The sequence below is a fragment of the Bacteroides faecis MAJ27 genome (assembly GCF_900106755.1).
Taxonomy (GTDB): domain Bacteria; phylum Bacteroidota; class Bacteroidia; order Bacteroidales; family Bacteroidaceae; genus Bacteroides; species Bacteroides faecis.
The window spans coordinates 1-14,969 of sequence record NZ_FNNN01000006.1; the positions used below are offsets into that span (position 1 = coordinate 1).

A 14,969-nucleotide genomic window follows, 5' to 3' on the forward strand; every position below is an offset into this window, starting at 1 on the left:
CATTAAATCTGATTTTTACAAAGTTAATACATAAATAAAAAAACTACGAGAAAAATCCCGTAGTTTTCTATTTACACAATCAGATGGATAGTCCCTTATTTTTTATCCTAGCAATTTTTTTGATACTCTTTAGGGGTTACACCAAATTCTTCTTTAAAACAGGTCGCAAAATACTTAGGATTAGAAAATCCACACTCATAAGCCACCTCTGCTACTGAGATCGATCTATCTTTCAATAATTGACTACCATGTTTTAACCTTATATTTCGAATAAACTCAATTGGTGACAGGCCTGTTGCTATTTTCATTTTCCTATAAAGAGAAGACTTAGACACGGCTAAAGCATCTGCTAACTGAACAACATCAAAGTCCCCTTCTGACATATTAGATTTTATAACAGAAATTACTTTATCCAAAAATTCTTTATCGATAGAAGAAGTCTCCAGAGAATCTATATTAACTTCTACGTTGGTACGAAATTCTTCTTGCTTGTTTTTCTTATGCATTATAAAATTATTAATACGGGCCTCCAATATTTTTAATTCAAATGGTTTGGATATATATCCGTCTGCTCCCGCATTGTAGCACTCGATGCGATCTTCTGCCGTATTTTTAGCTGTCAGTAGAATTATAGGAATATGACTAGTCTCCAAATTAGATTTCAAAGTTCGACATAATTCCAAACCGTCCATCTCAGGCATCATCACATCGCTTATAATAATATCTATTTCATTATCTTTTATAATATCTAAAGCTTCCAATCCATCTTTTGCAATGAGCACATGATAATGTCTGGATAAAATTCTTTCCATCAAATACAACAGTTCCTCATTATCTTCCACCAACAGTAAATGATTATCCGCTGTTCGCAAATTTTCTACAGTCTCCGAATCTGTTAATTCTTCATTCTCCAAAATGACATCCGCCTTTACATTATTTGCCGAAAGTTCTCCTTCCATCAGTTCATACTCTTCATAACTATCTTTATCAATAGGTAAATCAACAGTAAAAGTACTCCCTTTACCCAATTCACTTTCAACTCCAATAGTACCATGATGCAACTCCACTAAATCTTTTGTTAATGATAATCCAATCCCATTAGATTCACTTTCATCCCTGTTATTCGCCGTATAAAACCTTTTGAAAATATTCTCTAAATCAGCAGGAGCAATACCTTCTCCGGTATCAATTACCTGTATCCGTAACTGACGATGCCCAAATTCGAAAAGGAGTTCCATAAGCAATTTTATATCTCCGCCATCTTTCGTATATTTACAGGCGTTGGATAATAGATTAGACACTATCTTATCTAACTTGTCTCTATCAAAATAGCCTGTCAGATGCTTATCTTTAGCCATAAATGTAAAAGTCTGATTTTTCTTCCTCATTAACGGAGCAAAATTAACTCTACATACATCATCCACAAATGATATAACATCACCTTTTGATACAGCTAATTTCATATTTCCACTTTCCACTTTACGGAAATCAAGAATCTGCTGTAATAAGCGCCGCAACTTATTTACGTTAGAACGAATCATACTTAATTGTGAGATCCGGTTATTACTCGTCATTTCCGCATCATCAATCAAGCAAGTTATAATCGTAAGTGGGGTCAATAAATCGTGTGAGATATTTGTGAAATAACGCAATTTGGTTTGAACCAGCTCTTCAGATTTCTCTTTATCAATCTGTGCTATTCTTAGTTCATGACGTAATTGCATACGTCTCTTCATTCTTCGATAAAAGAGATACAGACATAAAAGTACAAATATAACATAAGATACATAAGCCCACAAGGTCTCATAAAATGCCGGTTGCTTAAAAACCTGTACCTCTGCCACATAATTACTCCACAGCCCATTTACATCGGTCGTCTTTAAATAAAAGGTACGTTTACCCTTAGGCAATTGATTATAAAAAGCAAATTGACGATCTCCCCTGACGTATACCCAATCGTCATCAACTCCATCCATTTTATATGCATATTTAATCTTATCTGGAAATGCATAATTCAAAGAGGAAAAGTCTATCTCAATATTCTTATCTCCTGCCTCTAATGATATCGTTTGACTTCTCAAGTTGAAACGCTGATTATTTTTCTCCAAAAGACTAGAAGTACCATCTATTTTCACATCAGCCACCATCGTTTTTATTCTGCGTGGTTCGTCAGATAAATGCTCATATGGAGTAAATACCGAAATGCCTCTATTACCTCCATATAGTATTTTCCCAGAACTACTTTTAAAATAAGAATTAGGCATAAAAGAATTTACCGTTACATCACCCATGGTTGAATAGTCCATAATGCCACCATTTTTAGGATCGTATTCAACTACCCGTTTATTGGTAGAAATCCAAATATGTCCTAATTGGTCCATTATAATATTATAAATGCCTTCTTCAAGCATATCAAACATATTGGATAAATTTTCCACCTTTTTCGTTTGAGGATCATAAGTAAAAACATCTCCCTCTTGACTTCCCATCCATACCAAACCACTATCATCTACACAAATAGCTCCTATATTATCATTGATTAATCCATCTGTCTGAGCTGTCAAGTTTCTTATTTTCTTCTCTTCAAAGGTTAAACCTGGAGAAACAATAACATTATATACCCCTTGTTTTCTTGTACTAATCCATAAGGTGCCATCTTTACCTTCCTTAATGCCCGTTATATCCATAAGTGGGAAATTAGTATCCTGAAGTTGTTTTTCATCTGCCGGTTTAACCAGTATTTTTTTAGTGGTTACTACCCAAAGATTATGCTTACTATCCTCATAAAAGAAACGTGGAAATCCGGGATTTTCTACAAAATCACTTAACTTCAAGGTTCCTAAGAATTCTATCCTATCTTTATTTTTCTTCAATCTACATATTTCCGAATAATATTCAGAACCTAACCATATTTCATCAATCGATGAAACAGAAGTGATGCAACTTATATTTTTCAAGTTGTTTATATTCTTCAGAGAAGGAATATCTGTACAGAATAAAAGCTTGTTTGATTTCGGAGTAAAGATTCCTACGCCCCATCGATTCTGATCGATCCATAAATCACCATCTTTATCTTCATAGATATTTTTTATATTCGTCACAAAACCTGTTTTCTCACGAATAGAAGGAAAGGAATAATTTTGTATTAAAGGTCTATTTAAATCAATCATAGATAGCCCTTCGTTAAAAGCTGCAATCCATAAATTGCCAGACTTATCCTTCACTATCTCACTAAAAATATTATTCAATTTAGAAGATATATGAGATATATCGACACTATTTATCACACTACCCGGACGCTTTTGAAGTGCATAAAGACCTTGAGTCGATACAATCCATATATAACCATACTTATCATCCTGAGCGATACTAAAACAGCCACTTTCATCCCAATGCTCATCACTCTCTATGTTCACATGGCTATACATCAATTCTTGCTTTTCTTCCGGATAAAATAAAAAAATCCCACTGTCCCAAGTTAATATCCAATGCTGTTTTTTATCATCTTGAAAAACCTTGAAGGGGTTATTCAAAGTTCCTATCTGAGGCATTGCCATAAATATATCTTTCTTCGAATCATATCGATGCAATCCCCTTTCCCATAAAGTCACCCAAATATTCTTATCAGCATCTTCATATATAGAATTCACACTAGTCACAGGCAGAGAAGAATCATACCTTTTACAAGAAGAAAAGTCTGCAGAACAACGAAATACAGATGTTAAGGTTCCGACCCAAACCCATCCCTCACTGTCTACAATCATCGTTCTAATTTCTTGATCCTTTAAATCGCTGTGTTCAACCGGAGTTATCTGGTAAGTCCTCTTATTCAGAATATTGATTCCCTTTTTAGTACCTATAAATAGATAACCATTCCGGTTCTCTGTGATACAGGTTATTTCATTATTTGTTAAAAGGTCCGGAGTCTTTAATCCTGAACGAAAAACAAGTATCCGATAGCCATCATAACGACACAACCCGTCTTTTGTTCCTAACCACAAAAAACCTTCACGATCGCAATGTACCCGCAAAATAGTACTAGAAGGCAGATAATTATTTAAAGGAAGAGTGGTTACCGACATTTGTTGTGCAAAAGCACAGGAAAGTGTCTGAATAAAAAAAAGTATTATATAAAGTTTTATTTTATGTTTCATAGCAGCTTTGAATATATAGATGTATTTTATATGCAATATTAGAATAAACTAACAATTGCATAGGCATAAAACTCTTAAAATATACTAAATACAACTTAGAAAAAATACATATGGTCGATTTTTGAACCTTTCTGAATGATTTTTATTCTTCCACGAATAGATAATTCAATTTTAAACGCATTTGAATCATTATAGTACTCCTATTTAAATATGTTTCCGCAAATTTGCAATCAAATGATAATCGACATATATTTTGAACAAGATTTAGTCATTAAAATATTTAAAAATAGAAGTTGATTATTAACTCGACTATTAAACAATTAATTTATATAACATTTCTGTAGTATGAAAAAGAAATATGTAAAAATCATGTTCATGTCAGCAGTATTGCTAGCCGGCAATGTAGCAGATGCTAATGCAACTCTTCCCAAAGATGACCCAAAAGAGGCCGTACAAGCACCAACAGACGATCATCTTCCATTACTAATGATTAATGGAACTAATAAATCTGTATCGTTCATTGTCAGTTCTGAAGCTCTACCTGGAAAAGATATTAAAATCACTGCTCCGCATGGATTTACGGTATCACCAGTTATGATACCGGCCAATACAGGAAAACATAAAGTTACAGTGACTTTAAATAGTACCAAGACACTAACAGAAGGGAAAATCGTATTAAGAAGTGGAGATATCCGTTCTTATGTAAAAGTAAAAGGGTATGGAACAGCGCTTCCGGTGAAAGATATTGCATCTTCTCCTGTATACAAAGGAGGAAATGACATGGAATACACAAAGGCTTTTACTCCCGGAACTAAAGGATTCACGATTGAGTTCAGAGTAAAGACAGACGATTCAGAAAAATGTTTTTATCCTTATTTCGTAACAGAAAAAGGCCACGGTTTCAAAGCATATATCACTGCCAACGCTATTGGATTATATAATACCTATCAAAAAGAAATTTCTAATCCAGCCACTAGTAGTAAAGAAGGAGGAAAAGGTAAATTCTACAACAATGATGGACAAGCACATACATATCGCTTTGCTATAACGCCTGATAACCGGGCCTTTATATATAGAGATGGGATTCCCGTAGATTCCGTACGTATCATCGATTATGCACCTCAAACAAATTTCGCAAAGGGAGTGGGCGAACCAGTAGAGAATCTTTTAAAGAATCCTGATTTCGAAGGAGAATTTGATGTAAATCCTGATACAAAATTGGCGACTCGTATCGAAGGATGGGATATCGTTATCAGCGATCGATGGAACTCGGAGCAACAAATTATCCCGGAAGAAATAGATAATAATCAAGATATAAACAACCATGTTTTTGAAATCAGACCTTACAAATGGGCCACAGGCTGGAGCGACGGAATTCTAAGCCAGGTTATAGACGTTGCTCCCAACGAAACTTATACACTATCAGCCCTTCTGAAAGGTGGTATTGCAGAAAAAGAAGGCAAACTTACCGGAAAAATGATAATTGAAGAAATCCAAGATCCGGAGAAGAAAGCCATTACTGAAATAGCCAGTAAGGATTGGGAAACCTATTCAATGGATTATACCACCTCTGCCAACTGTAAGCAAATACGCGTATCTTTCACTGTAGGACGTGGAGGATGGGGAAACGATATAGGTGCCATCCGTGTAGATAATGCCAAACTAACGGGTGTATCATGTACTTATTCACCTAAATTCGGTTTTGTAGAAAATACCGCTGATGTAGAATACTTCACAATTGACGAATCTGGTGCTTATGCCCCTGCACAACCCGAAATCTTTATTAACATAAAGGACTAATAATGAAAAATATGAAGATTATTCTATATATCTGCCTTATATTCTCATTCACTCCAGCTTTTTCACAAAACACTCAAATTAATCCGGGTGTTTTGTGGAATGACATAGATGGAAATCCCATTAATGCACATGGAGGATGCGTTATTTTTGAAAATGGGACTTATTATTGGTTTGGAGAAGATCGTACCGGATTCGTTTCAAACGGAGTCAGTTGTTATCAATCCACAGACTTATATAACTGGAAACGGCTCGGCCTTTCTCTAAAAACCAGTGGAGAACCCCAAGAAGACTTGAATGACATTTCACACGGACGTCTATTCGAACGCCCCAAAGTAATCTATAACCCCAAAACCAAGAAATGGATAATGTGGAGTCACTGGGAAATTAATAATGGTGACTATAGCGCAGCACGAGTTTGTGTAGCAACCAGCGACAAGATAGAAGGTCCTTACAGATTATACAAAACTTTCCGTCCTAATAAAAACGAATCACGAGATCAAACCTTGTTCGTTGATACGGATGGCAAAGCATATCATTTCTGCTCAACGGATATGAATACTAATATGAACATATCTTTGCTCAGAGAGGATTTTCTGGAACCGACTTCTACTGAAACTAAAATACTAAAAGAGTTAAAATATGAAGCACCAGCCATTTTTAAAACAGGAGACATTTACTATGGATTATTTTCCGGCTGTACAGGATGGGACCCGAACCCAGGAAGAACAGCCTATACTACTAATATACTAGGCGAATGGACCACAGGAGCGAATTTTGCAGTTGACAAACTAAAACAGGTAACTTATAATTCACAAAGTTGCTATGTTTTTCAGGTAGAAGGCAAAGAAAAAGCATACATCTACATGGGAGATCGCTGGAACAAGAACGATCCCGGAAGTTCACACCACATTTGGTTACCTATAAGTATGCGTTCCGGCTATCCTGTTGTGAAATGGTACGATAGCTGGGATTTGAGTGTCTTTGACAATATGTACCGCTATAAAAGAGCTGAGAAGATCACTGCCGGTAACATTTATTCGTTACTGGAAAAAGTATCTGACCGTATCGTGTCTAAACCTATCAATGGTTTCAGCATAGCTGACGATAATGACGAGATTAATCTGAGCATAGAGTTTATCAGCACCGACACTCCCAATGTATACAGACTGAAAGATATTAAAACCGGAAAGTTTATAGAATCAATGTTCGGCACATTACGCCTGAACCCTGAAAAAAAGGAGGACACACAATGTTGGACATTTAATTTGCAGGAAGACGGCTATTACCAGATTCAAAATGTGAAAGACAAAAAATATATATCCGTTTCAGGATCAAATACCTTCAATGGAACAAACTTATACCTCGCAGAGAAATCAAAGAAATTAATGCAGGATTTCGCTGTATATTTTGATTCCAGTAAATATAAATATAAAGAAGCCGATATTTTTTCTGCTACTTACAGAAAGAACAACATAAAACTCATTGAGAACAAATAACTTTTCGTGATAACAAGTTCAAATGTTTGTTGTATTTGCAAAGGGAGATGTCAAAGTCTCCCTTTATTTTTTTCCCGTATTATTCGCTAGAATCAAAGAAAGTATCTATCTTTACCCAAATATTTTTTATTATTCACCATCAAATGTAAATATTATGGCAAGTAGAAGAGAACTCAAAAAGAATGTAAACTATATCGCAGGAGAATTGTTCACCGAGTGTTTAATCAACAGTATGTTTATCCCCGGCACTGACAAAGCCAAAGCCGACGAGCTGATGGCAGAAGTGCTGAAGATGCAGGATGAATTTCTAAGCCGCATCAGCCATACAGAACCGGGAAATGTGAAAGGTTTTTATAAGAAATTCCGAGCTGATTTTAATGCAAAGATTAACGAGATAATTGACGGTATCGGAAAATTGAACTAAAAGACAGAATGAAGAAAGCAATTTATGGCTTTATCTATTACCGCCTGTTAGGGTGGAAGACAAACGTTACGGTACCCAATTATGATAAATGCGTGATATGTGCCGCGCCACACACAACGAACTTTGACTTATTTATTGGAAAACTGTTTTATGGAGCATTAGGTCGTAAAACAAGTTTCATGATGAAAAAAGACTGGTTCTTTTTTCCACTTGGAATTCTCTTTAAAGCAGTAGGCGGAATTCCGGTAGACCGCAGTCGGAAAACTTCATTAGTCGACCAGATGGTCCAGCATTTCGCTAAATGCAAAAAGTTTCATCTGGCAATTACACCCGAAGGAACCCGTAAAGCGAATCCGAACTGGAAAAAAGGATTTTATTATATCGCCCTTAAAGCTCAGGTCCCTATTGTTCTGATCGGCATTGATTACAGCAAGAAGACCATAACGTCAACAAAAGCAGTTATGCCGTCGGGAGATATAAAAGAAGATATGCGCGAGATCAAACTGTATTTTAAAGATTTCAAGGGAAAACATCCTGAGAACTTTGCTCTTGGAGAACTTTAACAATAGGAATTAAGTGTTAAGTATTAAGTATTAACCGTAGTTACCGATATGGTACTTCGCATGGTATAATATTTAATATCTAACACTTAAGACCTAATACTTAATACCTCTTTTTTATGGATTCGATTCGGATTTCTATCATACAAACCGATATCGTTTGGGAAAATAAACAAGAAAATCTCCGTCTGCTCCACGAAAAGCTGCAAAGCCTCCGTGGAACAACGGAGATTGTTGTTTTACCGGAGATGTTTTCTACAGGGTTCAGCATGCAAAGCCAACTACTGGCAGAACCAAATTCCGGTGAAACCATAACCATTTTGAAACAATGGGCTTCTCGATACGGAATAGCCATCTGCGGAAGCTATATTGCAATAGATAACGGACAGTTTTACAATCGTGCCTTCTTTCTCGCACCGGAAGGGACGGAATTTTATTATGATAAACGCCATCTATTTCGCATGGGACGCGAAGCCGAGCATTTTTCTGCCGGTGACAAACGCCTCGTTATCTCCTATCATGGATGGAATATCTGCTTACTAGTCTGCTATGACCTTCGTTTTCCGGTATGGAGCCGTAATGTAAACAACGAATATGACCTATTAATATATGTAGCAAACTGGCCCATCCCCCGCCGTCTGGTTTGGGACACTCTGCTTCGTGCACGCGCGTTAGAAAATCAGTGCTATGTATGTGGTGTCAACAGAGTAGGTATTGACGGATATCAGCAGAAATACAATGGAGGCAGTGTCATCTATTCGGCTTTCGGAGAAGAAAAGGCCTCCTTACCCGATGATACAGAAGGAATAACGACTGCTACACTTACTCTGAGCAGCCTTCGGCAATTCAGAGAGAAGTTCCCGGTATGGAAAGATGCAGACGAATTTCATCTATAGCATTTGCTATCAAACAAATGTTAAAAACGATTTGAAGCTGCAACAATACCTAGAAGTTAGTAGTTAATTATATAGACTTCTTTTGTATCTTTGTCGTGAAAATACAGTCGTAAGGACTCTAATCTTACATAACTTAATTAACAACTTTATGAAAACAAATCTTAGTTCTCAAATCACTCTCCACAGGGTCTCCCCCAGATACTACAGACCGGAGAATGCATTTGAAAAGTCGGTCTTGACAAGACTCGAAAAAATTCCTACAGACATCTACGAGTCTGTAGAAGAAGGGGCTAACTACATTGCTTGCGAAATAGCACAAACCATCCGCGAAAAACAAAAAGCAGGACGTTTCTGCGTATTGGCACTACCCGGAGGAAACTCACCCAGTCATGTATATTCGGAGTTGATCCGTATGCACAAGGAAGAAGGACTCAGCTTCCGCAACGTGATCGTATTTAATATGTATGAATACTATCCGTTGTCTTCTGATGCTATCAACAGCAACTTCAACGCTTTGAAGGAAATGTTGCTGGATCATGTCGATATTGACAAACAGAATATCTTCACACCGGACGGTTCCATCGCCAAAGATACAATCTTTGAGTACTGCCGTCTGTATGAGCAACGTATCGAAAGTTTCGGGGGCATTGATATTGCGTTGCTGGGGATTGGTCGTGTAGGTAATATCGCATTCAACGAACCGGGTTCTCGTCTGAACTCTACCACTCGTCTGATTTTGCTGGATAATGCATCACGTAACGAAGCATCCAAGATTTTCGGAACGATAGAAAATACTCCGATCAGTTCTATTACAATGGGAGTATCTACTATTCTTAGCGCTAAGAAAGTATATCTGTTGGCATGGGGTGAAAACAAGGCAGCAATGATTAAAGAATGTGTGGAAGGTCCGATAACTGACACGATTCCTGCATCTTACCTGCAGACTCACAACAATGCTCATGTAGCAATCGACCTTTCGGCTTCGATGAACTTAACACGTATCCAGCGTCCATGGTTGGTAACTTCCTGCGAATGGAATGACAAACTGATCCGTAGCGCTATCGTATGGCTGTGTCAGTTGACAGGCAAACCAATTCTGAAGTTGACTAACAAGGATTATAACGAAAACGGTTTGAGCGAACTTTTGGCATTATTCGGTTCTGCATATAATGTAAATATTAAGATTTTCAATGATTTGCAGCATACGATCACCGGATGGCCGGGTGGCAAGCCAAACGCTGACGACACTTATCGTCCGGAGCGTGCCAAACCATATCCGAAACGTGTCGTAATCTTCTCCCCACACCCGGATGATGACGTAATCTCTATGGGTGGAACTCTCCGCCGTCTGGTAGAGCAGAAACATGAGGTACACGTAGCTTACGAAACTTCCGGAAATATCGCCGTGGGTGACGAAGAAGTAGTTCGTTTCATGCACTTTATCAACGGATTCAACCAAATTTTCAATAACAGTGAAGATTTGGTAATCAGCGAAAAGTATGCAGAAATACGCAAATTCCTGAAAGAAAAGAAGGACGGTGACATGGACAGCCGCGACATCCTGACCATCAAAGGGCTGATTCGTCGTGGTGAGGCTCGTACAGCTTCTTCTTACAACAATATTCCATTAGATCGGGTACACTTCCTTGACTTGCCATTCTACGAAACCGGTAAGATTCAGAAAAACCCAATCAGCGAGGCAGATGTAGAAATCGTGCGCAACTTACTCCGTGAGGTGAAACCTCATCAGATTTTCGTAGCCGGAGACTTAGCTGACCCACACGGTACACACCGTGTATGTACGGATGCTGTATTTGCCGCTGTCGATCTTGAAAAAGAAGAAGGTGCTAAATGGTTGAAAGACTGTCGTATCTGGATGTACCGTGGTGCATGGGCAGAATGGGAAATTGAAAACATCGAAATGGCCGTTCCTATCAGCCCGGAAGAGCTTCGCGCAAAACGTAACTCTATCCTGAAACACCAGTCACAGATGGAAAGTGCTCCGTTCCTGGGCAATGACGAACGTTTGTTCTGGCAACGTAGTGAAGACCGCAACCGTGGCACTGCAACGCTGTACGACCAGTTAGGACTGGCTTCGTATGAAGCAATGGAGGCCTTTGTAGAATACATACCTCTATAAGAAAGAAGATTCTTAATTAATAGAATATAAAACAATCAAAGAAGAGTGGGCAGTTCGATACTTCCCACTCTTTTTTTGTTTATTTTTGCAGGAGATTTTGCCACAATATATCATGAACTTAGAAGTATTATCAAAGGGGGAAAGTGGCAGATAAATAAAAAGCACCTTATTCATAGGATAAAAACCTAAAGAGTGGAACGATGAAAAAAATAATAGTCTTTCTTCTGTGCCTGACAATGGGCATCAACCTTCTCTTCGCTCAGGATATTGAGAGAAATATAAAAGAGCGTTTAACGGATTACTTTGCCAAATATACAGCAACAGCCAAAATCAGTACACCTAAACTGAACAGTTTCGATATTGATTATGACCGCAGGACAATTCAGATTTATGCTTCAGAAAGTTTCGCTTACCAGCCATTTCTGCCAGAAACAGTAGAAACGATCTACAATCAGATGAAGGAACTCCTCCCCGGTCCGGTGAATTATTTTCAGATCACCATTTATGCAGATGGAAAGCCTATCGAAGACTTAGTTCCCAACTTGTACAGGAGCAAGAAAAAAGATAAGGAACGTATGTCTTTGAACATAGAATACAAAGGTGCTCCATGGGTGAAAAAGATTTCCCGTCCTAACGAAATATCCCGTGGATTGCAAGACCGACACATCGCTCTTTGGCAAAGTCATGGGATTTATTACAAGAATGATAAAGGCGAATGGGGATGGCAACGCCCCCGATTGTTCTGTACAACAGAAGACATGTTCACTCAATCTTTTATTCTTCCATACGTCATTCCAATGTTGGAAAATGCAGGCGCCATTGTTTATACTCCTCGCGAACGGGATACACAAAAAAATGAAATCATCGTTGACAACGATACTCCGAATGCCTCCCTCTATCTGGAAGTAAACAGTAAAAAGGCACGTTGGGCAACTACTTCCGTGAAGGGATTCACTCAGAAAAAAGCAATTTACAAGGATGGGGAAAATCCTTTCATAGACGGTACCAGCCGATATATTCAGACAGAAAAGAAAAAAAAGAAAAACAAAGATCAGGCATTTGCCGAATGGGTACCTACCCTGCCGGCAACCGGAAAATATGCGGTTTATGTATCTTACCAGACATTACCCAATAGTGTGAGTGATGCCAAATACCTTGTTTTTCATAATGGAGGCGTCACTGAGTTTAAAGTCAACCAGCAAATAGGCGGAGGCACTTGGGTATATCTCGGAACTTTTGAGTTTGACAAAGGAAATAATGACTACGGCATGGTCGTACTCAGCAATGAAAGTAGCGAACATGGCGTAGTATGTGCAGACGCTGTACGTTTCGGAGGCGGAATGGGCAATATTTCACGCGGAGGAAAAATAAGCGGACTACCTCGTTATCTGGAAGGAGCACGGTATTCATCCCAATGGAACGGAATGCCTTATGATGTATATGCCGGACGTAAAGGAGAAAATGACTATACAGACGATATCAATACACGCTCCAATACAATCAACTATTTGTCCGGAAGCTCTGTCTATAACCCCAATCAACCGGGGCTGGGTGTACCTTTGGAAATGACTATGGCACTTCACAGTGACGCAGGATGCAGTAAGAATGATGAAATCATCGGTTCGCTCGGCATTTATACTACCGATTTTAATAATGGCAAACTAAATTCGGGAATAGACAGATATGCTTCACGCGACCTTGCAGATATCCTGCTGACCCAAATTCAGAAAGACATTCGTTTAAACTACCAATCACCATGGACACGCCGTAGTATGTGGAACCGGAACTACAGTGAAACACGACTTCCCGCTATCCCTTCCACTATTATCGAATTGCTCTCTCATCAGAACTTTGCGGATATGCAGCTCGGACATGATCCGAATTTCAAATTTACCGTAGGACGTGCCATCTACAAAGGTATCCTACAGTTTATGAATAGCCAGCATGGTAAAGATTATATAGTACAGCCCCTGCCGGTCAGCAACTTCGCTATCCATTTCGGGAAAAAGAAAAATACACTGGAGCTTACCTGGAAAGGAGAAGATGATCCTTTGGAACCGACAGCCCGTCCACGGGAATATATTGTATATACACGTATCGGTTACGGAGGCTTTGACAACGGGACTCTGGTCAGTAAGCCCTATTATAGTGTAAAAGTAGAACCAGGATTAGTCTATTCATTCAAAGTAACAGCCGTAAACCGGGGAGGAGAAAGCTTCCCTTCTGAAATTCTTTCGGCTTATAAGGCAAAACGTGAGCGTGAAAGAATATTGATTGTCAATGGATTCGACAGAATCAGTGGCCCGGCTGTCATTAATACCCCGGACAGAGCCGGATTTGATCTGGAACAAGATCCGGGAGTACCGTATTTATCAAATATCTCTTTTTGTGGGGTACAAAGCGGATTCAACCGTACACAAGCCGGCAAAGAAGGAGAAGGCAGTCTGGGACACAGTGGCAATGAACTGGAAGGAATGGAGATAGCAGGGAATACGTTTGACTATTCTTTCATTCATGGAAAAGCGATTCAGGCTGCAGGAAAATACAGTTTTGTTTCGTGCAGTGACGAAGCGGTGGAGAATGGAATCGTCACTTTGGAAGACTACCCGATTGTAGACTATATACTGGGACTTGAGAAGGAAGATCCTGCAACCAAAGCTTATTACAAAACCTTCTCTTCACCGATGCAAAGACTGATTACAAGTTACTGCCAATCAGGCGGTAATCTGTTTGTCAGCGGTGCATATGTGGGAAGTGACATGAGCGGAACACAAGGGAACCGGGAGTTTACAGAGAAAGTTCTGAAATACGGTTATCAGAATAGCCTGACAGACAAGACTTCCGGTCAGATCAACGGATTAGGCCGCAGTATTGCGATTCCCCGCCTGCCCAATGAGAACAGTTATGCTGTAACAGCACCGGATTGTATTGTTCCGGTAGCTCCCGCATTTCCTGTATTCACTTATGCACGCGGTAATCAGCCGGCAGGCATTGCATACAAAGGAGCGGACTATCGTACTTTCGTACTTGGCTTTCCTTTCGAAAGCATCCAATCGGAAACAGACCGTGCCAGCATTATGGCAGGCATACTAGGTTTCTTTACTCAGAAATAATATCCATTTCGCAAGACTGAATATATGAAATTATAATTAAAGCGAATCAGTAGTTGATTTTTGTTCATTTCCGAAAGGAAATAGAATTGGCTCCATAGTAATTGGATAGCTGTTTTGCTCTCATGCTCTAACTATTCTTCTGCATCTCTTTATTCATCGCTGTTTAAGGTGTGGTAGCAAGTGTGATGGCAAGTATGAGAGCAAGTGGTTGCTCTCACTTTATCACATAGAACAATCGATTATTTTAGAATATCATTATCTGATTTACAGGATGTTAACATCTGATGCGACAATTATTAAGGGCTGACACTTCAGCTATTAATAATTGAAAAATCAGGTAGTAATGCCTAATAATTCATGCATTATTGATTCATAAATGATTCAAT

The 14,969-nt window shown here is 38.7% G+C and carries 8 protein-coding genes; 7 read left to right on the forward strand and 1 reads right to left on the reverse strand.

Translation table 11 applies throughout. The annotated features are described in order from the left end of the window. Positions 1-107: 107 nt before the first annotated feature. Positions 108-4,154, reverse strand: coding sequence for a hybrid sensor histidine kinase/response regulator transcription factor (locus BLW31_RS06760; RefSeq protein WP_010537538.1), 4,047 nt, complete (start codon positions 4,152-4,154; stop codon positions 108-110). Positions 4,155-4,499: 345 nt separating this feature from the next. Here BLW31_RS06760 and BLW31_RS06765 point away from each other — a divergent pair, with 345 nt between their 5' ends. The 7 genes from BLW31_RS06765 (at position 4,500) to BLW31_RS06795 (ending at position 14,583) form a co-directional block, all read left to right on the forward strand. After that, positions 4,500-5,954, forward strand: a complete 1,455-nt coding sequence (locus BLW31_RS06765) for a carbohydrate binding domain-containing protein (protein ID WP_010537537.1) — start codon at positions 4,500-4,502, stop codon at positions 5,952-5,954. An 11-nt stretch (positions 5,955-5,965) separates the two neighbouring features. Continuing rightward, positions 5,966-7,450 (forward strand): family 43 glycosylhydrolase, encoded by a 1,485-nt coding sequence (locus BLW31_RS06770; protein WP_022301735.1) that lies wholly within the window; start codon positions 5,966-5,968, stop codon positions 7,448-7,450. Positions 7,451-7,604: 154 nt separating this feature from the next. Then, positions 7,605-7,874, forward strand: a complete 270-nt coding sequence (locus BLW31_RS06775; RefSeq protein WP_029425478.1) for a hypothetical protein — start codon at positions 7,605-7,607, stop codon at positions 7,872-7,874. 8 nt (positions 7,875-7,882) lie between these two features. Beyond that, on the forward strand, positions 7,883-8,437 hold the full coding sequence (locus tag BLW31_RS06780; RefSeq protein ID WP_010537534.1) for a 1-acyl-sn-glycerol-3-phosphate acyltransferase: 555 nt from the start codon (positions 7,883-7,885) through the stop codon (positions 8,435-8,437). A gap of 116 nt (positions 8,438-8,553) precedes the next feature. After that, a complete protein-coding gene (locus BLW31_RS06785) occupies positions 8,554-9,330 on the forward strand; it encodes an amidohydrolase (RefSeq protein WP_010537533.1) in 777 nt (258 codons plus the stop codon). Between the two features lie 148 nt (positions 9,331-9,478). Further along, positions 9,479-11,470, forward strand: coding sequence for a glucosamine-6-phosphate deaminase (locus tag BLW31_RS06790; RefSeq protein WP_010537532.1), 1,992 nt, complete (start codon positions 9,479-9,481; stop codon positions 11,468-11,470). A 200-nt stretch (positions 11,471-11,670) separates the two neighbouring features. After that, a complete protein-coding gene (locus BLW31_RS06795; protein ID WP_010537531.1) occupies positions 11,671-14,583 on the forward strand; it encodes a golvesin C-terminal-like domain-containing protein in 2,913 nt (970 codons plus the stop codon). Positions 14,584-14,969 lie beyond the last annotated feature (386 nt).